Source organism: Lacinutrix sp. (genome assembly GCF_029238095.1).
In the GTDB taxonomy this organism is placed as follows: Bacteria; Bacteroidota; Bacteroidia; order Flavobacteriales; family Flavobacteriaceae; genus Lacinutrix.
This window is the reverse complement of sequence record NZ_JAQWGS010000021.1, coordinates 26,533-52,533: the sequence shown is the minus strand read 5'-3', so window position 1 is coordinate 52,533 and position 26,001 is coordinate 26,533. Positions and strand designations below refer to the sequence as shown.

Annotated in this window: 18 protein-coding genes; 17 read left to right on the top strand and 1 reads right to left on the bottom strand. The window is 33.1% G+C overall.

The window, feature by feature from the left end:
* Positions 1-6: 6 nt before the first annotated feature.
* The 11 genes from P8H50_RS05505 (at position 7) to P8H50_RS05455 (ending at position 20,380) form a co-directional block, all read left to right on the top strand.
* Positions 7-1,425 (top strand): Ig-like domain-containing protein, encoded by a 1,419-nt coding sequence (locus P8H50_RS05505; protein WP_300206433.1) that lies wholly within the window; start codon positions 7-9, stop codon positions 1,423-1,425.
* A 17-nt stretch (positions 1,426-1,442) separates the two neighbouring features.
* On the top strand, positions 1,443-2,276 hold the full coding sequence (locus P8H50_RS05500) for a glycoside hydrolase family 16 protein (RefSeq protein WP_300206431.1): 834 nt from the start codon (positions 1,443-1,445) through the stop codon (positions 2,274-2,276).
* Positions 2,277-2,290: 14 nt separating this feature from the next.
* Positions 2,291-3,133, top strand: coding sequence for a PKD domain-containing protein (locus P8H50_RS05495; RefSeq protein ID WP_300206429.1), 843 nt, complete (start codon positions 2,291-2,293; stop codon positions 3,131-3,133).
* Positions 3,134-3,196: 63 nt separating this feature from the next.
* Complete coding sequence (locus tag P8H50_RS05490; protein ID WP_300206427.1) at positions 3,197-6,613, top strand: hypothetical protein; 3,417 nt, start codon at positions 3,197-3,199, stop codon at positions 6,611-6,613.
* Between the two features lie 16 nt (positions 6,614-6,629).
* Complete coding sequence (locus P8H50_RS05485; RefSeq protein ID WP_300206425.1) at positions 6,630-7,898, top strand: glycosyl hydrolase family 17; 1,269 nt, start codon at positions 6,630-6,632, stop codon at positions 7,896-7,898.
* Positions 7,899-7,942: 44 nt separating this feature from the next.
* Positions 7,943-9,433: a glycoside hydrolase family 30 protein gene (locus P8H50_RS05480; RefSeq protein ID WP_300206422.1), complete on the top strand. Its 1,491-nt coding sequence runs from the start codon at positions 7,943-7,945 to the stop codon at positions 9,431-9,433.
* Positions 9,434-9,446: 13 nt separating this feature from the next.
* Positions 9,447-11,804 (top strand): MFS transporter, encoded by a 2,358-nt coding sequence (locus tag P8H50_RS05475; protein ID WP_300206420.1) that lies wholly within the window; start codon positions 9,447-9,449, stop codon positions 11,802-11,804.
* A gap of 25 nt (positions 11,805-11,829) precedes the next feature.
* Positions 11,830-12,738, top strand: coding sequence for a glycosyl hydrolase family 17 protein (locus P8H50_RS05470; protein WP_300206418.1), 909 nt, complete (start codon positions 11,830-11,832; stop codon positions 12,736-12,738).
* 58 nt (positions 12,739-12,796) lie between these two features.
* Positions 12,797-16,087, top strand: a complete 3,291-nt coding sequence (locus P8H50_RS05465) for a VCBS repeat-containing protein (protein ID WP_300206416.1) — start codon at positions 12,797-12,799, stop codon at positions 16,085-16,087.
* A gap of 160 nt (positions 16,088-16,247) precedes the next feature.
* Positions 16,248-18,122, top strand: a complete 1,875-nt coding sequence (locus tag P8H50_RS05460) for a T9SS type A sorting domain-containing protein (protein ID WP_300206414.1) — start codon at positions 16,248-16,250, stop codon at positions 18,120-18,122.
* 137 nt (positions 18,123-18,259) lie between these two features.
* Positions 18,260-20,380 carry a thioredoxin domain-containing protein gene (locus P8H50_RS05455; protein WP_300206412.1) on the top strand — a complete coding sequence of 707 codons (2,121 nt, stop codon included), beginning with the start codon at positions 18,260-18,262 and terminating at the stop codon, positions 20,378-20,380.
* 5 nt (positions 20,381-20,385) lie between these two features.
* Here the strand turns inward: P8H50_RS05455 and P8H50_RS05450 are convergent, their stop codons facing one another.
* Positions 20,386-21,045, bottom strand: a complete 660-nt coding sequence (locus P8H50_RS05450) for an HAD family phosphatase (protein WP_300206410.1) — start codon at positions 21,043-21,045, stop codon at positions 20,386-20,388.
* Positions 21,046-21,134: 89 nt separating this feature from the next.
* Between P8H50_RS05450 and P8H50_RS05445 the strand changes: the two genes are divergently transcribed.
* The 6 genes from P8H50_RS05445 to P8H50_RS05420 all read left to right on the top strand — a co-directional run bounded on the left by P8H50_RS05445 (position 21,135) and on the right by P8H50_RS05420 (position 26,000).
* The gene (locus tag P8H50_RS05445) at positions 21,135-21,890 is read left to right on the top strand and encodes a M90 family metallopeptidase (protein ID WP_300206408.1); all 756 of its coding nucleotides are present in this window, start codon (positions 21,135-21,137) and stop codon (positions 21,888-21,890) included.
* Between the two features lie 74 nt (positions 21,891-21,964).
* A complete protein-coding gene (locus tag P8H50_RS05440) occupies positions 21,965-22,597 on the top strand; it encodes a Crp/Fnr family transcriptional regulator (protein ID WP_300206406.1) in 633 nt (210 codons plus the stop codon).
* A gap of 63 nt (positions 22,598-22,660) precedes the next feature.
* Positions 22,661-23,461, top strand: a complete 801-nt coding sequence (locus tag P8H50_RS05435) for a sulfite exporter TauE/SafE family protein (RefSeq protein WP_300206404.1) — start codon at positions 22,661-22,663, stop codon at positions 23,459-23,461.
* A gap of 132 nt (positions 23,462-23,593) precedes the next feature.
* On the top strand, positions 23,594-25,006 hold the full coding sequence (locus tag P8H50_RS05430) for an MBL fold metallo-hydrolase (RefSeq protein ID WP_300206402.1): 1,413 nt from the start codon (positions 23,594-23,596) through the stop codon (positions 25,004-25,006).
* A gap of 95 nt (positions 25,007-25,101) precedes the next feature.
* On the top strand, positions 25,102-25,398 hold the full coding sequence (trxA, locus tag P8H50_RS05425) for a thioredoxin (RefSeq protein WP_300206400.1): 297 nt from the start codon (positions 25,102-25,104) through the stop codon (positions 25,396-25,398).
* The gene (locus tag P8H50_RS05420; RefSeq protein WP_300206398.1) at positions 25,398-26,000 is read left to right on the top strand and encodes a methyltransferase domain-containing protein; all 603 of its coding nucleotides are present in this window, start codon (positions 25,398-25,400) and stop codon (positions 25,998-26,000) included. The genes trxA and P8H50_RS05420 overlap by 1 nt, the downstream gene beginning before the upstream one ends.
* Position 26,001: the final 1 nt, after the last annotated feature.

Genomic DNA, 26,001 nt, shown 5'->3' with positions numbered 1-26,001 from the left:
GTAATTATGAAAACTATAAAATTTAAAACATTCAAAATGGCACTGCTTACGCTATTATTTGTAGCACTAGGCTGTGAAAGAGAATTAGATGACAATGCCCCTTTAGCAGGGTTTTCTACAACAGGTGATATTTTTAATGATACACCGGTTAGTTTAGGCGAGGATTTTTATTTTCCTTACGGGAATTCAAATTTCGAAGTCATTAATTTTCAAGGTACAGATACTTATCAAGGTAATGCCTCAATAGAAATTAATGTCCCAAATGCTGATAATGTAAACGGAAATTATGCAGGTGCTATTTTTAGAGTAGATGGCGCTGGGCGAGATTTATCTGGTTTTGATGCCTTAACATTTTATGCAAAAGCTTCTCAAGGAATAACCTTAGATCAAATTGGTTTTGGTGAAGATTTTTTAGAAAACAACTACGTTACGTCTATTACAAATTTAAGTATAGGAACGGGTTGGGAAAAGTATATTATTCCAATTCCAGATGCTTCTAAATTAACAGAAGAAAGAGGCATGTTTAGATATTCTGCAGGTACTCAAAGCACAGGAGGTTTTGGTTATACAATATGGTTAGACGAAATTAAGTTTGAAAAACTAGGAACTATTGCACAACCTAGACCTGCTATTGCAAACGGTAATGATATTGTTGTAGATACATTTGCTGGAGCTTCAGTAATTATAAATGGCTTTACAGAAACTTTTAATTTAGCTAATGGCAATAATCAAACCGTACAAGTTGCGCCAGGCTATTATACCTTTTCATCTTCAGACCCAAGTGTTGCCTCTGTAAACGCAGCTGGCGAAGTTACAATTCTTACTAACGGAACAACAGTAATTACAGCAACCTTAAATAATATGGATGCGGAGGGTTCTGTAACTATTAATTCTGTTGGTAGTTTTGAATTTGCACCAACACCAACAAGAGATCCAAATAATGTAACCTCTATTTTTAGTGACCACTATACAAGTATTCTTGTAGATTTCTTTAATGGCTATTGGGAGCCTTTTCAAACAACACTTTCCGCAGATTTTGCTGTAAACGGGGATAATATTTTAAGCTATACAAATTTTAATTTTGTTGGTCATCAGTTTTCTAGCCCTACTGTAGATGCTACAGTACAATCTAATTTACACGTTAATATGTTTATACCTGCCGACATTCCTGCAGATTTAGACTTTTTAATCACAATAAAAGATTTTGGTGCAGACCAAGCAGATGGTGGCGGAGATGATACTATACAACAGGCATTCTTTTATGCTAATGATTTTCAAGCCAATACTTGGGCTACTTTAGAGATCCCTATAACTATTGCTAATAGAAATAATATTGGACAAATTATTTATGAAAACATCAATAATCCAACAACATCATCTATAGAGAATTTTTACTTAGATAATATTTATTTCTATCAAAATTAATTTAATTAAAAAATAACATGAAACATATAAAAATAATACCACTTATTATTTTTGGTCTATGCCTTATGGCCTGTAATTTGGACGAAACTCAAGAAGTAGCAACCTTAACCAATCTTGTTTGGGAAGATAATTTTGATACCAATGGCGCGCCAGACCCAACCAAATGGGCTTTTGAAATTGGCGATGGCACAGCACAAGGCATTCCAGGTTGGGGAAATAATGAATTACAGTATTACACAAACCGAGAAGAAAACGTAAAAGTAGAAAATGGTCTTTTAGTAATTACAGCCAGATCTGAATCCTTTAATGGTTCAAATTATACCTCTGCAAGATTAATTACCAAAAATTTATTTCAGCAGCAATATGGCCGTTTTGAAGCACGCATTAAGGTACCAACAGGTCAAGGTTTATGGCCAGCATTTTGGTTGCTTGGTGAGGATAGCGATGGCAGCTCTTGGCCAGAAATTGGCGAAATAGATGTTATGGAATATCTTGGAAATGCTCCTACTACTGTTTTTAGTACCATACATGGCCCAGGATATTCTGGTGGCGAGTCAATTTCTAAAAGTTATGTTTTAGAAAACGACCGTTTCGATAACGGATTTCATGTTTTTGGTATGGAATGGTCACCTTCTCAAATTAATTTTTATGTAGATGATAAACTATACCACACCCTAAAACCAGAAAATGTAGAAGCTGAAACTAATGGAAATGGCGAATGGGTTTTTGACAACCGTGAGTTTTACATGATTCTTAATTTAGCAGTTGGCGGTAACCTTCCTGGGCCACCAAATGCAGATACTTTATTTCCGCAAAGGATGTTAGTTGACTATGTGAGAGTATATAATTAAATAAAAATGAAACTATGAAATTATTTAAAAATAAAATAAATCTGCTTTACGTCATTATTTTACTACTTGGAGTAACCTCTTGTGAAGATAATGAAAGCGGTATAGACATAATTGGTTTAGAGGCTAAGTTTATAACAGATTCAAACCTTAACGTTGTAAAATATATAAACGTGTCTAACAATGCTACCAGCTATTTATGGGATTTTGGTGATGGTACACAGTCAACGTCTATAAACGAAGAAAAAACATATTGCAATAACGGGTCTTACAATATTACGCTTACAGCTTATGATGGATCTGGTGCGTCAGATACTTTTCAAAGCACTGTAGTAATAGATTTGCCGTGTGCTGTAGAATGTGATGAAAATATTGACCCTGCAAAAGGCGATTTAAATTGGACCTTTTTATCTACAGATGGTAGTGCCAATTTTGATGCCTTTGGAGATATCGGTGGCGGCATTGTGCCAAATCCAACTGCAAACGGGGTGAATACAAGTTGTAATGTATTTAAATACGAAAAATTTAACGGTTGCCAAACGTGGTCTGGTGTTGGAGTAGAAATTGAAACAGCATTAGACTTTGAAAATGCAGCAACTAATAAAATTTTTAAAATGAAAGTGTTAGCAGAAACACAACTAACAAATGTTACACTGCGTTTAGAGCGTTTGCCATTTCCTGCAACAGAACCATCTCAAGAGCGTATTGCTAGTATTACGCAATTAGGCGATTGGCAAGAGCTTACTTTTGATTTTTCAGCTGTAACTACTGGAACTTATAAGAGTATTATTATCTATTTTGAAAGAAATGCTCCATGTGATGGAGACGTTTATTACTTTGACGGCCTTATTCAAGAATAATAGTTGTCATAGATTTCAATATTAAATTAAAATAACAACCCATACCAAGCCTTTTAAAATATAGTGTCTCAACCAGAACATAAATACTTAGAACAAGTACACATAGATAACGAAGCGTATTTCAAAATTTCTGATAGTAATGAAATGCGTCCATTTTTTATGAGTATAATTAGCGATTCCAACCACTGGATGTTTATTTCAAGTAATGGTGGATTAACCGCAGGACGAAAAAATTCTGAATACGCACTTTTTCCATATTACACTGACGATAAAATTACTGAGTCTGCGGAAATTACAGGAAGTAAATCTATTTTTCAAGTGACCGCTAATGGTAAAACACAACTTTGGGAACCATTTTCGCAACGTTTTGATGGGTTGTACAGTATTAAAAGAAACCTTTACAAAAACAGCTACGGAAATAAAGTAATTTTTGAGGAAATTAATAACGATCTTGGGTTAACATTTAGATACCAATGGAATTCCAGTGACCGTTTTGGATTTGTTAAAACAGCAACACTAATAAATACCTCCAACACAACTCAGAATATTAATTTGTTAGATGGTATTCAAAACATATTACCTTATGGTGTTGGAAGTGATTTACAAAACGCTTGCAGTAACCTTGTAGACGCCTACAAACGTAACGAATTAGATGCTGAAACCGGTATGGGTATCTTTGCTCTAAGTGCCATAATTGTTGATAAAGCAGAACCTAGTGAGGCTTTAAAAGCAAATGTGGTTTGGTCTGTGGGTTTAGAAAATCCTAAGTACTTATTATCGTCTTTACAGCTTAAAAATTTTCGTAACGGTAATAACATAACCCAAGAAGAAGATGTAAAAGCTGAGAAAGGGGCTTACTTTATTTGCGGTACCATTAGCTTAAATCCTTCTGAAACTAAAAATTGGCATATTGTTGCTGATGTAAATTTAGACCATGCAGCCATTGCTGAACTGTCTGAAAGTATTACAAACAACGAAAATTTAGTTAGTAAAATTCAAGATAGTATAAACCTAGGCACAAAACGCCTTATTGAATTAAATGCAGGGTCAGACGGCTTACAACTTACAGATGATAAGTTTAGAGATGCCAGACATTTTTCAAACACATTATTCAACATAATGCGTGGTGGTATTTTTGATAAGAATTATCAAATAGAAAAATGGGATTTTAAAAATTACCTTCTAAATGCAAATAAAAAAGTAGCAAGAACTACTGAAGAAACTATTAATAACCTGCCAGAGTTATTTTCGTTATCTAAGTTAAAAGAACTAGCTAAAAACAGCGATAACAAAAATTTTAAACGACTATGTTTAGAGTATATGCCGCTAAAATTTAGCCGTCGTCATGGTGATCCAAGCAGGCCATGGAATAAGTTTTCAATAAACACACGTAGTGAAATTGATGGCTCAAAAATTTTAGATTACGAGGGCAACTGGCGCGATATCTTTCAAAATTGGGAAGCATTAGCACACGCTTACCCAGAGTTTATTGAAAGTATGATTCATAAGTTTTTAAACGCAACAACTTTTGATGGCTACAACCCATACCGCGTTACCAAAGGCGGTTTCGACTGGGAAACTATAGAACCAGACGATCCGTGGTCTTACATTGGGTATTGGGGAGACCACCAAATTATATATTTACTTAAGTTTTTAGAGTTTTTAGAAAAACATAAACCTGGAAAATTAGAAACCTTTTTTAATCAAGATCTTTTTGTGTACGCTAATGTTCCGTACAAAATAAAAAGCCACAAAGATTTAATCAAAAACCCAAAAGATACTATTGAGTTTGACGAGGCTTTAGACGAAAAAATTCGAAAAGAGCGTAAAGAACTTGGTGTAGATGGCGCACTTCTAAGAGATGAAAACAGATTTATCATTAAAGTTAATTTCATTGAAAAAATCTTAGCCACAACACTAGCAAAACTTTCTAACTTTATTCCAGAAGGTGGTATTTGGATGAATACCCAACGTCCAGAATGGAACGATGCTAACAATGCACTTGTTGGTAACGGTGTGTCAATGGTAACACTTTATTACCTCAGACGTTTCTTAAAGTTTTTTGATACTATTTTTGAAAATACAAATACTGAAAATGTAGAAATTTCAAAAGAACTCTTAGAGTTTTTCAATGCTATAAGCACAACATTTAAGGCACACAAAAGTGTATTAAATGGTAAAATAAATGATACTGAGCGTCGTGCAATATTAGATGGTTTAGGTTTAGCAGCAAGTGCATACAGAAATCAAATTTACAATAACCCCTTTTCTGGTAGAAAAGATACACTTAGTATAAGTGAAATTAAAAGCTTTGTTACCCTAAGTCTTCAATACCTGGAACACGCTATAGAGGCTAACCAACGTGAAGATAAATTATACCATGCTTATAATTTAATGACTGTAGAGGATAATTCGGACATTTCAATTTCGTATCTCAACGAAATGTTAGAAGGGCAAGTTGCGGTTTTAAGCTCTGGTTATATCACTTCTAAACAAGCGCTGGAAGTTTTAGATGCACTAAAAGCAAGTAAACTTTTTAGACCAGACCAATACAGTTATATTTTATATCCATATAAAGAATTAAAAGGGTTTTTGCAGCGAAATACAATACCTACAGAAGCGGTTTCAAACTCTAGTTTATTACAAACATTAGTAAAGGCTGGAGATACTACTATTATTAAAAAGGCTGTAAACGGAATCTTTCATTTTAATGGTAACTTTAAAAATGCAAATGATTTAGAAGCGGCATTAGAAACCGTTGAAACTTCTGAAACAGATAAAAAACAAGTTTTAGATATTTTTGAAGACGTTTTTAACCATAAAGAATTTACAGGAAGATCTGGTACATTTTATGGTTATGAAGGTTTGGGATCTATATACTGGCATATGGTATCTAAATTACTTTTAGCAGTACAAGAGTGTTGTTTAAAAGCTGTGAATGATAATGAAAGTGATGAGGTTATTGGTCGTCTTTTAGAACATTATTACGAAATTAATGCAGGGATAGGGTTACATAAAACACCAAAATTATATGGTGCGTTTCCAACAGATCCATATTCCCACACACCAGCAGGTAAAGGTGCGCAGCAACCTGGTATGACAGGGCAAGTTAAAGAAGATATCTTAAGCAGATTTGGAGAACTTGGTGTGTTTGTTAGAAAAGGAAAGTTGCAATTTCACCCATGTTTACTTCGAAAAAATGAATTTTTAAGTCACCCAAAAACATTTGATTATACAACAGTAAATTCAGAAAAAAAGGAAATAAAATTAAATAAAGACGAATTGTGCTTTACCTATTGCCAAGTGCCTGTTATTTACAAAATAGGTGTAGACAATAGTTGTGTTGTTACATTAAATGATGGTAGTAAAACAACCCTAAATGATTTAAGTTTAGATTTAGAAACTAGCACAAAATTATTTGAACGTACAGACGAAGTCCTTCAAATTAACGTCACTATAAAGCCTGAAATACTTAAATAATTTTTAGAAATTCAGAATGAAAAACAAAATCATCATCATAAGTCTATTTTTGGCTTCAATGCTATGGTCTTGTAATACTAATACTAAAGAAAATAATGCCACACAACCAAAACAAAACATGGTATCTGCTAAAGACATATTAGGTAACCCAGAATATTTAGCAATTTCTTATGGTGGCTATCGCCAAAAAACAAGAGACGTACAACCTACTATCTCAGAGCTAAAAGACGATATGAAGCTTTTGGCTGCTATGGGTATTAAGCTTTTAAGAACTTATAATTTACAATTAGCACAAGCGCCAAATATTCTAAAGGCTATAACAGAGTTAAAAAAAGAAGATTCTAATTTCGAGATGTACGTCATGCTTGGCGTTTGGATAGACTGCAAAGATGCATGGACAGTCCAAGAGCCAAACCACGACATTGAAAGCGAAGCAAACGCAGGTGAGGTAGATAGAGCGGTAGCACTGGCCAAACAATATCCAGAAATTGTTAAAATTATTGCAGTTGGTAATGAAGCTATGGTACGCTGGGCAACCAGCTATTTTGTGCGTCCAAACGTAATTTTAAAATGGGTTACGCATTTACAAGCACTTAAAAATAAAGGCGATTTACCAAAAGAACTATGGATTACCAGTTCAGATGATTTTTCTTCTTGGGGTGGTGGCGACTTAAGTTACCGTACAGAAGATTTAGAAAAATTAATTAAAGCTGTAGATTATGTGTCAATGCATACATACCCTATGCATAATACACATTACAATCCGCAATTTTGGTTAATCCCTAATTACGAAAAAAACCTTTCTGAAGAAGACCAAATTGAAGCTGCAATGCAACGTGCTTATAAATTTGCAAAAAATCAATATCGTGCAGTAAAAAAATATGTAGAAAGTATAGATAGTAGCAAAACCTTACATATTGGAGAAACGGGTTGGGCAACAGTTTCAAATGGTTTTTATGGAGAAAATGGCTCTAAAGCTACAGATGAATATAAATCCGGTAGATATTATGAATTAATTAGAAACTGGACCAATAGCGCTGGTATTTCGTGTTTTTATTTTGAAGCTTTTGATGAACAATGGAAAGATGCTCAAAACCCACAAGGTTCAGAAAATCATTTTGGATTAATTAACCTTAAAAGCGAAGCCAAATATGCTATTTGGGATTTGGTAGATCAAGGAAAATTTGAAGGCTTAACCCGCGATGGAAAACCAATTACAAAAACCTATAATGGTAATAAAAACCAACTATTAAAACGAGTTGCAGTACCACCATTAAAACAATAAAACGATCTAAAAACAAATTTAAAGTGATTTTGATCATTTGTAATATGAAAACCATAAAACCAATCATACTAATTTTCACTCTAGCACTACTAATAATGGGTTGTGAAGACACCAAACTAAGCATAACTGTTTACGAAACTTCAAAAAGTGGACATAAACTAACACAAATCACAAACTTTGAGGCAGAGGCTACTAATGATACCATAACCTTGTTACCAAACAAAACGTTTCAAACCATAACTGGTATTGGTGGTTCTTTTACAGAATCTTCTGCTTACTTACTAAATCGTTTGAGTAAATTCAATAGAACTAAAGTACTTGAGGCTTATTTTGGTGAAGACGGAGCAAACTATTCACTCACAAGAACTCACATTGCTTCCTGTGATTTTTCATTAAATAATTATACATACGCACCAGTTGAAGGAGATGTAGAGCTTCAACATTTTTCAGTAAAAGAAGATCAAGACGATTTAATTCCTATGATTAAAGAGGCCATCCAAATTTCTAAAGAGGGCTTTAAGATTATAGCATCACCGTGGAGTGCAGCACCTTGGATGAAAGATAACAATAAGTATGTTGGCGGAAAATTACTACCAGAATACTACAGCACATTTGCACTCTATTTTACTAAATATCTAGAAGCTTATAAAGCAGAAGGCATTAATATTTGGGGATTAACACCAGTTAATGAACCTCATGGTAATGGTAATAATTGGGAAAGTATGCACTTTTCACCAGAAGAAGAAACCGATTTTGTTCAGCATCATTTAGGACCAAAACTAGAAAAAACAGGATTTGGGGATATTAAAATATTAGGTTATGACCAAAACAGAGATGGCATAAAAGAATGGGTAGATGCAATGTATAAAGATGAAAACACCTCAAAATATTTTGCGGGTACAGCCATACATTGGTATGAAAGTACTTATGACGTTTTTCCAAAAGCACTGCAATACGCACACAACAAAGCACCCCATAAATATTTAATTGAAACCGAAGGCTGTATAGATTCTGAAGTACCAAAATGGAAAGACGACAATTGGTATTGGAGTAAAGAGTCCACAGATTGGGGTTATGATTGGCGCGAGGCTGAAAAAAAATACCTACATCCAAAATATGCCCCAGTAAACCGTTATGCTAGAGACATTATTGGCTGCCTTAACAATTGGGTAGATGGTTGGGTAGATTGGAATATGGTTTTAGACCGCCAAGGAGGTCCAAATTGGTTTAAAAATTGGTGTCATGCGCCGGTTATTGTAGATCCAGAAGCAGATGAAGTGTACTTTACACCATTATACTACACAATGGCTCATTTTAGTAAATTTATTCGTCCTGGTGCAGAAGTTATTGGGTTAGAAAACACAGACGAAACATTACAAGTAACCGCTGCAAAAAATACAGATGGCAGCATAGCAATAGTTGTTTTTAACGAAGGTGAAAACAACAAAACCTTTAATCTTAAACTAAGTGCTAAAACTGTAGCTATTAAAATAGATGAACATACTTTACAAACTATTATAATACCAACTAACTAATCAACGTAAAACCATGAGTAATACAAGTAGTTCTTCAAAAGTACCAATAGGTTTAAAAATTGCATTTGGAGCAGGTATGTTTGCTAACCAAATGTTTCCTGCCATTCTTGGAATTTTCATGGTGGTACTTGTAGAAGACTTAAAATTTACAGGTTTAATGTGGGCAATGATATACCTGTTTCCTAGGTTGTTTGATGCTATTACAGATCCTATCATGGGTTTTATTTCAGACAATACAAAATCTAAATGGGGAAGACGTCGCCAATATGTAGTTATTGGAGGTTTAATTATGGGTGTGGCTTACATTTTTATGTGGCAACTTTTTAAAGAAAATTCATTAGAATACAACTTCTGGTACTTCTTTTTGTGGTCGGTTGTGTTTTATCTAGGACTTACGTTTTTTAGTGTGCCTTATGTTGCTATGGGTTATGAAATGAGTGATGATTTTCATGAACGTACTAACATTATGGCTGTTGCACAATGGATGGGACAATGGGCTTGGGTAATTGCACCATGGTTCTGGGTAATCATGTACGATCCAGAGTGGTTTCCTTCCGCCGAAGAAGCTGTAAGAACACTAGCAGTTTGGGTTGCCATACCTTGTGCACTATGTGCCATGGTACCTGCATTATTTATTAAAGAAGGTTCTACACTAAATAAAGATTATGAACCTTTAAACCTAGCAAATATTGGAAGTAGTTTAACCAAAATACTAACCAGTTTTAAAGAAGCGTTTAAAATTAAAGCCTTTAGAAAACTTTGTGGTGCAACTTTTTTAATTTTTAATGCATTTAACACTGTAGCGTCGCTTACCTTTTTTGTTATTGTTTACAAGTTATTTAATGGAAACGCAGGTGCTTCAGGTATTTGGGTGTCATTATTTGGATGTTTTGGGGCGTTAGGCACAACTTTTTTAGTGATACCAACAGTAACTTGGCTATCTAAAAAATTTGGAAAGAAAAAAGCATTTATGATTGCACAAAGCATATCGCTTTTTGGATATATATTACTCTACTTTTTATTTATACCAGGTAAACCATGGATGTATATCATAGGACTTCCATTTTTCTCTTTTGGTATTGGAAGCTTATTTATGATTATGATGTCAATGACCGCAGATGTTATAGATGTAGATGAGTTAAATACAGGCAAACGAAGAGAAGGCACATTTGGTGCTATCTATTGGTGGATGGTAAAAGTTGGCTTTGCAATTGCAGGAGCGTTAAGTGGTTTAATAATATGGATAGTTGGTTTTACTGCCGATATACCTTCAACAGAGCAACAAGGAGCTGTTGATGGACTGCATGCGTTCTTTTGTTTTTTCCCGGCCATTGGGACGCTGATTGCCATGTATATAATGAAAGATTACAGTATAGATGAAGCTCGTGCAAATGAAATTAGAACGGCATTAAATAAAAGAAAAAATGATGTGAGTAAAACCTCATCTGCTTATGGATCAGGTAATTTAACATCACTTTCAAATTTAGAGTTAAATCTAAAATCATACACTCCAACAGATGTTAGTAAACTCACTGAAAAAGATCTTAAAGCCACTTATAAAACCACACTAAACAATCAATTACACGGCTTATGTTTTAGTCCTTATGTAGAAGGTCAAAATACTGGTGATATTTTAACAGAATCACAAATAAATCGCCGTATGGATATTATTTTTCCTTACACCAAATGGGTACGCTCTTTTTCATGTACAGCTGGTAATGAGTTAATTCCTAACAATGCACACAAAAATGGTCTTAAAACTATTGTTGGAGCATGGATAAGTGCTGATAAAGACAAAAACGAACAGGAAATACAAAGCTTAATTGAACTTGCAAAAGCAGGTTTAGTAGATATTGCAGCCGTAGGAAACGAAGTTTTATTAAGAGGCGATTGCTCTGAGGAAGAACTCATTGGATATATCAACAGCGTTAAAAAAGCATTAACTGGTTTAAATATTCCTGTTGGTTATGTAGATACTTATTATGAATTTCATAAGCGTCCTAAAATTGTAGAAGTATCAGATGTAATTCTGTCTAATTGTTATCCATTTTGGGAAGGAATCAGTATTGATGATGCACTTATTAATTTAAGAAAAATGCATGCCATAACCAAGCAAGCTGCAAACGGAAAACCCGTAATTATTTCTGAAACAGGTTGGCCTAGTAAAGGCGAAGCTGTATTAGACGCAGCGCCATCGGAAATCAATGCCATGAGGTATTTTATAAACACCCAAAATTGGGCACAAACCGAAGGTGTAGCTATATTCCATTTCTCATCTTTTGATGAATCTTGGAAAGTTGCTATTGAAGGAGAGGTTGGTGCACGTTGGGGCATCTGGGACAAAGATGAAACACTAAAATACGAGAAATAAAACAAGTATTTAAAAAACAATAACCATGTCATACAGAGACGAAGCCTATCATTTGTACAGCGGTATAAATTTTACCGAACATTCCGGAACTGATTTTAGTAAATACAGTTTAGAAGATTTAAAAAAATTATGGAATGCTACTTTAAAACAAGGTATGCACGGCATTTGTTTTAGTATGTACGAAGATGGGCAACAGCCCGGAGATAAAATTACTGAAGCACAAGTAGAAAGACGCGTTAAAATTTTAAAACCCTACACCAAATGGATACGCTCATTTTCTTGTATAGAAGGCAACGAGCATGTGCCAAAAATGGCTAAAAAACACGGACTTAAAACTCTAGTTGGGGCTTGGTTAAGTGATAACAAAGCCGATAATGAAAAGGAAATAGAAGGTTTAATACAATTAGCAAAAGAAGGAGTTGTAGATATAGCGGCTGTTGGTAATGAGGTGTTATACAGAAATGAACTCACCCTAGACGAATTGCTTGGCTATATAAAACGTGTAAAAAAAGCATTACCAAACACACCTGTTGGTTATGTAGATGCATATTACGAGTTTTCGGTTCACCCAGAACTTGTAGCACATAGTGATATTATTTTAAGCAATTGCTACCCTTATTGGGAAGGCACACATATAGACGGAGCATTAGGCCATATGCAACACATGTATGCACAAGTAGAATCTGTTGCACAAGGAAAACTAATTTTAATAACAGAAACAGGTTGGCCAAGTGAAGGAGGTAGTTTAAAAAGTGCATTTTCATCAGAAGAAAACGCCATAAAATACTTTATAAACACACAGGCTTGGGCAAAAAAAGCAAACATAAAAACCTTCTATTTCTCTTCTTTTGATGAATCCTGGAAAACAGGAGACGAAGGAGATGTTGGCGCCTATTGGGGATTATGGGATAAACATGAAAAATTAAAGTTTTAGATAATAAAGCGTTTTACAAGACACTTTTAAAGCATAGCGATAACTAATATTATTTTTAATGAGGTATATTAATATTTTAATGATATGTGCTAGTATTGCAGTTTTTTTTAACTGTAAAAACGAAACTAAGAGAGACCTAAATCCTGAAGAATTAGTTGGTGGTTTTGAGTTATTGTCTTCAGACCAAACAGGAATAGATTTCAACAACACTATAAAAGAATCTACATATTTTAATCACCACTTTTACAGTCAAATATACATTGGATCTGGTGTTGCTATAGGAGATATAAACAATGATGGATTACCAGATGTTTTTTTTGGGGGAAATCAAGTTTCAGATAGACTTTATCTAAACAAAGGAGATTTTAAATTTGAAGATATTACTAAAACATCTAAAGTTGCTAAAAATAATGGTTGGACATGGGGAGTTACTATGGCAGATGTTAATGCAGACGGTTATTTAGATATATATGTGAGTCGCAACGGAAACTCAACAAAACCCGAGGATCGCAGAAATCAATTATACATTAATAATCAAGATTTAACATTTACAGAGTCTGCACAGCTTTATGGCTTAGCAGATGTTGGTTTTTCTACACAAGCTGTGTTTTTTGATATGGATAACGATGGTGATTTAGACATGTACCAAGTCAATCAATTACCAGATAAAAAATTATTATTACTCAATAAAATACCTAAAAGTCAATACAAATTTTTTAGAGATCGGCTATATAGAAATGACAATGGTAAGTTTACAAATGTTTCTAAAGACGTTGGTATATCCACTAATGTTGCTTATGGTTTAAGTGTTAATGCTTCAGACCTAAATAATGATGGATGGATGGATCTATATGTTTCCAATGACTATGCAGAGCCAGATTTTATGTACTACAATAATGGTAATGGTACTTTTACAAATGTTATAAACGAAAAGCTAAAACATATTACACAACTAAGTATGGGTACAGATACTGGAGATATTAATAATGATGGCTTATTAGATTTAATTACCACAGATATGACACCAGAAGATCACTATAGGTCAAAAACAAATATGGCGTCCATGAGTACAGAGCAGTTTAGAAATTACGTAAAAGCTGGTGCTCACTACCAATACATGACAAATACACTACAAATTAATACAGGTCTAGGAACATTTTCTGATATAGCAAATATGGCTGGTGTTGCATTTACAGACTGGAGTTGGGCAAGTCTTATTGTAGATTTAGATAATGATGGTCTTAAAGATATTATTGTTTCAAATGGTATAAAAAAAGACGTAGATAATAATGATTATAGAACTAAAGTTAGTAAACTGGGTAAAGAAACTACTGCAGAAAAACTATTTGAATTAAGCAAAGAAACTCCCTCTCAACGAATACCAAACTATGCTTATAAAAATAAAGGGAACTATCAATTTGAAAAAGTAACAAAAGATTGGGGTTTTGAAACACCAAGTTTTTCAAATGGTATGGCATACGGGGATTTAGATAATGATGGTGATTTAGATGTAGTAATAAATAATATAGATGACACAGCTTTCATTTATAAAAATAAAGCCACGGGTAATTTTTTAAAAATTAACGTACAAGGCTCAGATAAAAACACATTAGGTATAGGTGCAAAAGCAAAAATTACACACAACGGAACACAACAATTTGCTGAAAATACAGTAACAAGAGGTTTTATTTCTTCTGTAGAGCACGGTATATTTTTTGGATTAGGGAAAGACAAAGTTATTGATAACGTTGAGGTGATTTGGCCAAACGGTACTTCCAATAGCTATACAAATGTGTCTGCTAATACGGTGCTTATTGCGCGTGAGTCAGATGCAAAACCTAAAACAAACACTAACACTAAACCAAACCCATTAGTTACAGAAATAAATCCAAAAACTATTGGTATTGATTACCAACATATAGAAAATGAATTTGATGAATTTGTAGAAGAAATACTACTTCCACATAACATCTCTCAAAACGGACCTTTCTCAGCTAATGCAGACGTTAACGGTGATGGATTGGATGATATTTTTATCGGAGGCGCAAAAGACCAAAGTGGCGTACTTTATATACAAAACAAAAACAATTTGTATATCAAGAGTGCCTCTCAGCCTTGGGAAAAAGACAAAATTTCCGAAGATTTAGGGTGTGTGTTTTTAGACGTTGATAATGATAATGATATGGATCTTTACATTGCAAGTGGTGGTAGCGAATTTAAAATTGGAAGCCCGCATTTACAAGATAGACTATATCTTAACAATGGTAATGGCATTTTTACCAAATCCAAGAATACTTTGCCACCAATTAAACAGAGTTCTCAATGTGTAAAAGTTTCAGATATAGATAAAGATGGGGATTTAGATTTATTTGTTGGGATACGTCTAATTCCTGGTGCTTACACGTATCCGTCTACAAGTTACTTACTTGTAAATGAAAACGGAAAATTTAAAAAATTATCTTCTAAGGCAGCTCCATCTTTAAATGAAATAGGAATGGTTACAGATGCTGTATTCACAGATATAGACAATGATAACGATGAGGATCTAATGATAGTTGGTGAGTGGATGGAAATAACACTACTTAAAAACACCGACGGACGTTTTGTAAAAGCCACTGAAGATTATAATCTAAAAGACACTCGAGGCTTCTGGTGGTCAATAACAGCAAGTGATTTAGATAATGACGGTGATGATGATTACATTATCGGTAACTTAGGTAAAAACAATAAGTTTAAAGCTTCAGAAGAACATCCTTTTAAAGTATATACTAATGATTTTGATAATAATGGTACTAATGATGTAGTTTTAGCAAAATACTATAAAAACAATTATGTTCCACTTCGTGGGAGAGAATGTACAAGTCAACAAATGCCATATGTTGCAGATAAATTTAAAGACTATCACAGTTTTGCTTCGTCCAAACTAATAGATATTCTTCCAGAAGATAAAGTTGAAGATGCAGTTGTTTATGAGATTAAAAACTTTGAAAGTATCATTTTAATTAACGATAATGGTAAGTTTATAAAAAAACCGTTACCATTCGAAGCTCAAATTTCACCAATTAAATCTACCCTTGTGTTTGATATAAATCAAGACGGAAATAAAGATATTATTACCGTAGGAAATCATTATGGTGTAGAAGTTGAAACCACACGTTACGATGCCGGTTTCGGTACAGTATTTTTAGGAGATGGGTTTAATAATTTTAAATATATTACACCAACACAAAGTGGATTTTATGTTCCTTTTGATAGTAGAAGTATCAATATATTAAACAAAAAGCACAATCCTATGATTGTCATAACTAATAATAATTACAAACCAACACTTTATAAAATTAACAATTAAAAAAACGAAACTTTATAATAATTCCATTGTAAGATAATATTTAATACGCTTATATGCATTCAATAGCCTAAAACGTTTAGGTGTATTGTTTTTGTATAGGTGTTAAGATGTTTAATTACAATAAAAACAACTATTTTTAACAAATTAAAAACTAAAAATTATGAGAAAAATTCCTTTTTTATTCGCTCTTGTGATGTTTGCTTTTGGCTACTCACAGACAAATCTTGAAGACTTTGAGTCTTCGCCAAACCTTTCAGGTTTTGAAGGTCTAGGTGGTGCAAACGTTGTTGCAAACCCAAGTGTAGATGCTAACAATGGTTCTGCTACAGTAGGTGAGCTAATTGTAGTACAAGCAGGTAACCCATGGCAAGGCGCTAATTTGGTTATGCAAAGCAATTATTTAGATGTATCAGATCCTGTTACAAACACGGTAACTCTTGATGTGTATTCTACATCTGCGTTCAACATTTTAGCAAGATTAGCTGGTGGTCAAAATGGTGCAACAGACTCTGCTGCAGATGCTGCGCATACAGGTTCTGGATGGGAAACACTAACATTTACGTTTAATCAAAACCTTGATAATACAGGTTCTGCAAATGGTGAGTATAGTACAGTTGCATTATTTCCAAACTGGAATGGAGGCGGATATCACGATCCTGAAATTGAAAGAACAGTGTATGTAGATAATTTAAGTGGTACACAAGGTGCTGCAATACCAGTTGTATTAGATATGTTAGAGGATTTTGAAACAACACCTATAGATTTCGTAGGTTTTGAAGGTCTAGGCGGAGCAAACGTTGTTGCAAATCCAAGTGTAGATGCTAACAATGGTTCTGCTACAGCAGGAGAGTTAATTGTAGTGCAAGCTGGTAATCCGTGGCAAGGTGCAAATTTAGTAATGCAAGACAATTACATAGATGTATCAGATCCAACAACAAACATTGTAACTATAGACGCATACTCTACAACTCCATTTAATATTTTAGCAAGGTTAGATGGTGGTCAAAATGGTGCAATAGATTCTGCCGCAGATGCTGCGCATACAGGATCTGGATGGGAAACACTTACATTTACGTTTAATGAAAACCTTGATAATACAGGTTCTGCAAATGGTGAGTATGATACTATAGCTTTATTTCCAAACTGGAATGGAGGCGGATGGCACGATCCAGAAATTGAAAGAACTGTATATGTAGATAATATACAAGGTACGGCAGGTGCTGCAATAGTAGTTACACCTCCAGCAATACCAGCAGCACCAATACCAGATGCAACAGATGCTAATGTTTATAGTGTTTATAATGACACTAATAGTTATTCAACAATATTTCCATTTGCATATCAATTTGGTGGAGGTCTTGATTCTCAAGTTGATTTAGATCCGTCAGCTAATGTTAATAACGCATGGAAATTTAATTTAGGAAATGGTGGTTACGGACAAGGTGAAGAAGGTACAACAGGAGCTATTAACGCTTATGATCATGTAACTTTTGATTACTATATATTTGCACCTACAAATTCTGCCGCAACAGCTACAGGATTTAAATTTGTATTAATTAGTGATAATACTACACCAGTAACAGAAGTAACTTATGAAATAGGTACAAATGAGGCTGTTGTTACAGAGCAATGGACTAAAGTATCAATTCCATTAACCTATTTTACTAATTTAGGTTTTGATCAAGCAGAGTTTTTCCAGTGGAAAATAGACCCTTTTGCGTCTTCAGTAGATAACAACAGTATATTATACATAGATAATTTCCTTTTCACTAACGGTGATTTGCTGTCTACAGCTAATTTTACAGATGCTAAATTTTCTGTTTTCCCTAATCCAACAAACGCTACTTGGAACGTTATTAGTAACTCAGTAATAAACACTATTTCTGTTTATGATATCTTAGGAAAACAAGTAATATCTGTTAGTCCTAATACATTAGAAACTTCAATTGACGCTTCTAACCTTAAAACAGGAGTTTATTTTGCAAGAATTGATGGCGTTAATGGTTCTAAAACCGTGAAACTTATCAGAGAATAATTTAGATCTCAAAATATATTTTATTAAAAGACTGTCTAAAAAGGCAGTCTTTTTTTATGCAATATCTTTTTCAAAGTTTATTTTTACATAAGTAATACCAATTTGCATTACAAAATGGTATAAAACCGCAAAGTAATATGTATAAGAAGATAATAGTTTTTAGTATTCTCATAGGTTTAAGTATAAGTTGTGAAGAGAAAACGAAACAGCTGGCACACTCCGCTATAGAAAACTCTGCTAATGGATTAATACACGAAACCAGTCCTTACTTACTACAACATGCCTACAATCCTGTAAACTGGAAACCATGGAATGCTAAAACCTTAGCATTAGCAAAAAAAGACAATAAACTTATGGTTATATCAGTAGGGTACTCAGCATGCCACTGGTGTCATGTTATGGAAGAAGAAAGCTTTGAAAACGATTCTGTAGCAAAATTAATGAATGCTAATTTTATTAACATAAAAGTAGATAGAGAAGAACGTCCAGATGTAGATCAAGTATACATGAATGCTGTACAACTAATGACAGGTAGTGGTGGTTGGCCCTTAAATTGTATTACTTTACCAGATGGAAGGCCTGTTTTTGGAGGAACTTATTTTGAAAAAGAGCAATGGGAGAAAATTTTAAAAGACATATCACAACTCTATAAAACAAATCCTGAAAAAGTGATTGCTTTTGCAGAAAAACTCACCGAAGGTGTTAAAACTTCAGATTTAATTACTTTAAATCAACAAAATATTCCATTTAAAACTGAAAGTCTTCAGCAATATGTTCAATCATGGAAAAAAAATTTAGATTATACATTAGGAGGAAATTTAAATGCTCCAAAATTCCCACTGCCAAACAACTTAAACTTTTTGATGAGATATAGTTATCAAAATGATGACATTGAGTTAAAAGATTATGTATCGACTACATTAACAAAAATGGCAAATGGAGGTCTTTATGATCAAGTTGGAGGAGGCTTTTCTAGATATGCTGTAGACCAAAAATGGCACATTCCTCATTTCGAAAAAATGCTTTATGATAATGCACAGCTAGTAAGTGTTTATTCTCAAGCGTATTTAATTACCAAAAATGAAAATTATAAAAAGGTAGTTTTAGAAACTCTTAACTTTGTAGAAAGAGAATTGTTACAAACCGAAGGCGCTTTTTATTCTTCCATTGATGCAGATAGTTTAAATGATGAAAACCAATTAGAAGAAGGTGTGTTTTACAGTTGGAATGAAGAGGAGTTAAAGTCTATTCTTAAAGAAGAATTTTCAATGTTTTCATCTTATTATAATATAAACCTTACAGGTAAATGGGAAAACAATCAATATATTTTATTTAAAACTATAACAGATGAAGCCTTTGCTAAATCCAATAATATTAGTGTTTTAGAACTAGATGCTAAAGTAAGTAAGTGGAAACAATCCTTAAATAAGGTAAGAAATAAAAGACCTAGACCACGAACAGATGATAAAGTTTTAACTTCTTGGAATGCACTTATGCTAAAAGGCTATGTTGATGCTTATCGTGTTTTTAGAGATATTAATTATTTAAATAAGGCAGTTAAAAATGCCGAGTTTATAAAAAATAAACTACTTACAAAAGAAGGCTCTTTATTTCATAACTATAAAAATGGAAAGGCAACTATTAATGGTTTCTCAGAAGATTATGCGCATGTTATTTCGGCTTATATAGATTTATATCAAATTACTTTAGATGAAAAATGGTTAAACTTAGCTAAGGATTTAATGGATTATTCAATAAATCATTTTTTAGATAAAAATAATAGTATGTTTTATTTTACAGCAGATTCTGAAACAGATTTAATAACAAGAAAAGTAGAGGTTTATGACAATGTTATTTCTTCATCAAATTCGATTTTAGCAGATAATCTTTTCAAATTAGGACACTATTATTCAAATAAAAACTATTTAGAATTAGCTAAACAAATGCTAAATAATATGATAGTTAATATTGATAAAGCACCATCTAGCTATTCTAACTGGCTTTCTCTATATTTAAACTATTCTAATCCATATTACGAGCTTGCAATTTCTGGAGCTAATGCTAAAGAAAAATTAAAAGAAGTTAATATTTATTATTTGCCAAATATTTTAATTGCAGGAGCTACACAAGAAAGTAAGTTACCAATTATGGAAAACAGATTTATTGAAGCAGACACTTATATATATGTATGTGTAGATGGTAGTTGTAAGCTGCCTGTTACTAACACTAAAGAAGCGATAGATCAGTTGTTGAAGTAAATTTATTAATCTAAAATAGTACTAATTTTATCAAAATAAATAGAAGTAAAATCATCTACCACATGGTTTGCTAAACTATAGTCTTGATTTTTTGAATGATAACTATTATAACCTATACAATAAATACTTGCAGCATGCGCGGCTTTTATACCATTGGTAGAGTCTTCTATAACTAAGCATTCACTTCTTAAAAAGCCAGCTAATTCTGCTGCTTTTTCAAAAATTTCTGGATGTGGTTTAGAAGCTTTTAAATCTGCTCCACTAATTTTAGCTTTAAAATATTGGTCTAACTCAAAACGCGTAAAAACATTATTAATAGTTAGCATTGATGCCGAAGAGGCAAGTACTAAAGTTAAACCGTTTTGGTAGTAATTTTTTATAAGTTCTAAAACGCCATCAATTAGTTTTAAGCTTGGATCATTAAAAAACAAATCTTTAAAATATTCACGTTTTTTTGCCATTAATGTTTCAGCTGGAATTTCTAAACTAAAAGCAGTACAAAGTTGCTTACAAACATTAATTGTAGATTGACCTGTATAACTTTCAAAAAGTCTTTCCGAGACATCTATATTGTAATACTTAAACATTAAAAAATAAGCTTTCTTGTGTAAGGGCTCAGTATCAACAATAACACCATCCATATCAAATAATATTGCCTTTAACATCTCTATTAGATTTTTTTGCTAAGATAAGTTATAGCATTTATTTTTTTCTCTCTCATTTTTAGAATATTTTGCAAATACAATTTAATAACATGCTTTATATATTTATTTTTATAGTAATTGTAATCTTTATTGGCTATGCTTTTTATATAGTAAATGCAAAAAAAGTTAAGCAAATACCCAAACATTGGCATAATATATTAATAAAAGAAGTCCTCTTCTACAAGAAGTTAACTCCAAATCATCAAGCTATTTTTAGAAACAGAATTTTATTATTTTTAAATGAAATAAATATAGATGGTGTAAATACTGAAATCGATGAGTTAGATAAATTATTAATCGCATCTAGTGCTATTATTCCGGTGTTTAATTTTCCTAACTGGAGTTATAATAACCTTACAGGAATAATAGTTTATCCAGATAGTTTTAATGAAGAATTGCAATTTTCTAATAAAAATAAACGAATATTAGGTATGGTTGGTACTGGTCGTTTCAAAAATCAAATGATACTTTCTAAAAAAGCGATTAGATTAGCTTTTAACAACAAAACCGATAAGCATAACACACCTATTCATGAATTTTTACATTTATTAGATAAAATGGATGGCGAAACCGATGGTATCCCAGAATATTTTCTAGGAAAGGAATACATCCAACCATGGTTAACGTTAATGCATAAAGAAATGGAGGCCATAAATAACGACGTATCAGACATAAGAAAATATGGAGGTACTTCTGCAACCGAGTTTTTTGCGGTAGCTTCAGAATATTTTTTTGAGCGTCCAAAATTATTTAGACAAAAACATCCAGAACTATACCGTATGCTTAAGCAATGCTTCAACGCTTAGGTATAGATAAGTAATAGCGTAACAAAAGTTACACATTACAAATTAACTTAGTTTTATCTTTACAAAAAATAAAAATGTTAGAAGAACTTAAACAACAATACGGGTATTTATTTGAAGAAGATTTACTTCAAGAAATCAATAATGTTGGTACTTATAAAGATATTCCGGAAGGCTTCAAATTGATTGAAATTGGCGACTACATAAAATCAATGCCACTTTTGGTTAGTGGTGCTATCAAAATTTTAAGAGAAGACGAAGAGGGTGACGAGCTTATTTTATATTTCATAGAACAAGGCGATACTTGTGCCATGACCTTATCCTGCTGTTTAGGAAATGCGAAAAGTGAAATTAGGGCAATTGCCGAAACCGATACCAGACTTATTATGATACCAGTCACCAAAATGGAAGAATGGTTAGGTAAATACAAATCGTGGCAAAAATTTGTATTACAAAGTTACCACAACAGGATGTCAGAATTGTTGGAAGCGATTGATACAATTGCCTTTTTAAAAATGGATCAACGCTTATTTAAATATTTAAAAGACAAAGCAATGGTCAATCATAATGATGTCATCCATGTCACACACCAACAAATCGCGAGTGATTTACACACCTCCAGAGTGGTCATTTCCAGGCTATTAAAAACCTTAGAAATTGACGGAAAAATAGAGTTACATCGTAATAACATTAAAATTTTAGAGTTATAGTTAGGTAACGATTGTTACATTCAGCTTTATAAAACAGTAGTATATTTGCATCAAATTTAAAACATGGACGTACAACAAATTTTAGGCTATTTAGGCGCACTAGTAATTGGTGTGGTCTTAGGATTGATAGGTGGAGGAGGCTCTATTCTAACAGTTCCTATTTTAGTGTATTTATTGTATTTAAACCCTGTAACAGCCACTGCTTATTCTTTATTTGTAGTAGGTGTATCTGCATTAGTTGGTGCTATTAGCAACATAAAAAAAGGTTTAGTAGATTTTAGAACAGCTATCGTTTTTGCCTTTCCAGCTTTTATTGCAGTGTACGCGACCAGAAGATATTTAGTACCTGCAATTCCGGAACAATTATTTAGCATTGGCGACTTTTTGGTCACAAAAAACATTGCAATCATGCTATTTTTTGCTTTGGTGATGTTGGTAGCTTCAATCTCTATGATTAAGAGTAATCGTAAAGATTCAGGAGAAGAAACAGCAATAAAGTACAACTATCCATTAATTATTATTGAAGGATTTGTAGTTGGTACGTTAACAGGAATAGTAGGAGCAGGTGGTGGTTTTTTAATTATTCCAGCGTTGGTGTTATTAGCTAAATTGCCTATGAAAAAAGCAGTAGCCACCTCACTATTAATTATAGCTATCAAGTCCTTAATAGGATTTATTGGTGATGTCGAAAATTTAGAAATAGATTGGGTATTTTTGTTAAGCTTTACAGCAATGTCTGTAGTCGGAATATTTTTAGGAATGTATATTTCTAATTTTATTGAAGGTAAAAAACTTAAAAAAGGATTCGGTTGGTTTGTTTTAGTAATGGGTATTTATATCATTTTCAGAGAATTAACCAAATAGGCGTGTAACATTTGTTACTGCGTAACATAAAAATCATAACTATTTTTGTAGAGCCAAAAAAACAATAATAGAGTTAAAATGAACGAAGCCAAAAGCCGAATACATTTTACAATAATTAAAAACAGAATAAAGATGAAAATAGAACAAATTTATACAGGATGTTTAGCACAAGGTGCTTATTATATAGAAAGTAATGGTGAAGTCGCTATAATAGATCCATTAAGAGAAGTACAGCCTTACATAGACAAAGCAGAAAAGAATAATGCGAAAATTAAATATATTTTTGAAACACATTTTCATGCTGATTTTGTGAGTGGTCACGTGACATTAGCCAAAAAAACAGGCGCAACAATTGTTTATGGACCAAGTGCAGAAACCAATTTTGAAGCCTTAATTGCACAAGACAATCAAGTGTTTATGTTAGGCGATATTACCATTATAGCTTTGCACACTCCTGGACATACTATGGAAAGCACAACGTATTTACTAAAAGATAAAGATGGTAAAAACCACGCAATTTTTAGTGGTGACACCTTATTTATTGGTGATGTTGGTCGTCCAGACTTAGCACAAAAAGTTGGTAAAATCACTGAAAAAGATTTGGCAGGATTCCTGTTTGATAGCTTACGCAACAAAATAATGCCTCTTGAGGATTCCATTATTGTATATCCAGCACATGGTGCAGGATCTGCATGTGGTAAAAACCTAAGTAAAGAGACGTTTGATACTCTAGGCAACCAGAAAAAGACAAATTATGCGTTACGCGCAGACATGACAAAAGACGAATTTATTAAAGAAGTAACAGACGGTTTGGCGCCACCTCCAAAATACTTCCCTTTAAATGTTAAGATGAATCAAGAAGGTTACGAAGACATTGGAGACGTCATCAAGAAAGGGACAGAAGCGCTTTCGCCTAAAGCATTTGAAGCAGCAGCAAATGAAACTGACGCACTTGTTTTAGATGTGCGTCATCAATCAGAATTTATTAAAGGTCACATCCCAAGATCTATATTTATAGGTTTACAAGGTGGATTTGCACCATGGGTTGGCGCTTTAATTGCAGATGTTAAGCAAACACTATTATTGGTTGTAGAGCCAGGAAAAGAAGAGGAAGCCATTACACGTTTATCTCGTGTTGGTTTTGATAATACTATTGGCTATTTAGACGGAAGTTTTGATGCTTGGAAAGATGCAGGAATGGAATATGATACTTTAGATTCTATTTCGGCAGAAGAATTTGCTAAGCGCTATCCAGAACATAAAGACGTGGTGTTTGATGTTAGAAAAGATGGCGAATACACCTCAGAGCATGTTGATGGTGCAAAACACGCACCTCTAGATTCTTTAAATGATTACTTAAGTGCATTTCCAAAAGATAAACCATTTTTTGTCCATTGTGCAGGTGGCTACCGATCGGTAATTGCAGCATCCATTTTAAAAAGTAGAGGCATCCATAATATAATAGATGTTGCTGGTGGTTATGGTGCAATTAAAAAAACAGACATACCAAGAACGGACTATGTTTGTCCTTCGACTTTAAAATAATGATAAGCTATTAAGTTTATTAAGGCGCTTATTATTATAATATAATAAGTGCCTTTTTCAGTTATAATTCAATTTGTTAAAATGTAAATTTAACTATGAGCAAATTTTCAGAAATAATAAATAAAGACACACCAGTATTAGTAGATTTTTTTGCTACTTGGTGTGGACCATGTCAAACGCTAGGTCCAATATTAAAAGAGGTAAAAGATACCTTAGGTGATGCTGTTTCAATCATTAAAATTGATGTTGATAAAAATCAAGAATTAGCAGCTAAATATCAGGTTAGAGGTGTGCCAACAATGTTACTTTTTAAAAATGGCAAACAAGTGTGGAGACAATCTGGTGTGCTTCAAAAAAACGACATCATTAATATTATAAATACTGCCAATTAATGGATTTAAACAAAGATTTCTGGGAGGATAGATATAAAACAAATGATATTGGTTGGGATTTAGGCGAGATTTCTCCACCTTTAAAAGTGTATTTTGATCAATTAACAAATAAAAATCTTAAAATTTTAATTCCAGGAGGTGGAAATAGTTATGAAGCAGAATATCTTCATAATAAAGGGTTTAAAAATGTGTATGTTGTAGATTTATCTAAAACGGCATTACAAAATATAAAAATCAGAGTACCTTCTTTCCCTTCTTCACAACTTATTCAAGACAATTTTTTTGATTTAGATATGACTTTCGATTTAATAATCGAGCAAACTTTTTTCTGTGCAATAGATCCAAATTTACGACAAGCCTATGCAGTAAAAGCACATGAAATGCTAAAAGATAACGGTAAAGTAGCTGGTTTACTATTTGATGCGCCATTAAACGACACACATCCACCTTTTGGTGGCTGTAAAACAGAATATATCGAGTATTTTAAACCTTATTTTGAAATAAAAGTCATGGAAGAGGCTTACAACTCTATAAACCCAAGACAAGGTAAAGAGTTGTTTTTTATCATTCAGAAAAAGAAAATTTCTTCCACTGTTTATTAAG

Coding starts and splice junctions, on each gene's coding strand:
- P8H50_RS05475 (WP_300206420.1), top strand. CDS start 9,447: ATGAGTAATACAAGTAGTTCTTCAAAAGTACCAATAGGTTTAAAAATT.
- P8H50_RS05445 (WP_300206408.1), top strand. CDS start 21,135: ATGCTTTATATATTTATTTTTATAGTAATTGTAATCTTTATTGGCTAT.
- P8H50_RS05470 (WP_300206418.1), top strand. CDS start 11,830: ATGTCATACAGAGACGAAGCCTATCATTTGTACAGCGGTATAAATTTT.
- P8H50_RS05495 (WP_300206429.1), top strand. CDS start 2,291: ATGAAATTATTTAAAAATAAAATAAATCTGCTTTACGTCATTATTTTA.
- trxA (WP_300206400.1), top strand. CDS start 25,102: ATGAGCAAATTTTCAGAAATAATAAATAAAGACACACCAGTATTAGTA.
- P8H50_RS05455 (WP_300206412.1), top strand. CDS start 18,260: ATGTATAAGAAGATAATAGTTTTTAGTATTCTCATAGGTTTAAGTATA.
- P8H50_RS05465 (WP_300206416.1), top strand. CDS start 12,797: ATGAGGTATATTAATATTTTAATGATATGTGCTAGTATTGCAGTTTTT.
- P8H50_RS05480 (WP_300206422.1), top strand. CDS start 7,943: ATGAAAACCATAAAACCAATCATACTAATTTTCACTCTAGCACTACTA.
- P8H50_RS05460 (WP_300206414.1), top strand. CDS start 16,248: ATGAGAAAAATTCCTTTTTTATTCGCTCTTGTGATGTTTGCTTTTGGC.
- P8H50_RS05430 (WP_300206402.1), top strand. CDS start 23,594: ATGAAAATAGAACAAATTTATACAGGATGTTTAGCACAAGGTGCTTAT.
- P8H50_RS05505 (WP_300206433.1), top strand. CDS start 7: ATGAAAACTATAAAATTTAAAACATTCAAAATGGCACTGCTTACGCTA.
- P8H50_RS05420 (WP_300206398.1), top strand. CDS start 25,398: ATGGATTTAAACAAAGATTTCTGGGAGGATAGATATAAAACAAATGAT.
- P8H50_RS05435 (WP_300206404.1), top strand. CDS start 22,661: ATGGACGTACAACAAATTTTAGGCTATTTAGGCGCACTAGTAATTGGT.
- P8H50_RS05485 (WP_300206425.1), top strand. CDS start 6,630: ATGAAAAACAAAATCATCATCATAAGTCTATTTTTGGCTTCAATGCTA.
- P8H50_RS05450 (WP_300206410.1), bottom strand. CDS start 21,045: ATGTTAAAGGCAATATTATTTGATATGGATGGTGTTATTGTTGATACT.
- P8H50_RS05440 (WP_300206406.1), top strand. CDS start 21,965: ATGTTAGAAGAACTTAAACAACAATACGGGTATTTATTTGAAGAAGAT.
- P8H50_RS05500 (WP_300206431.1), top strand. CDS start 1,443: ATGAAACATATAAAAATAATACCACTTATTATTTTTGGTCTATGCCTT.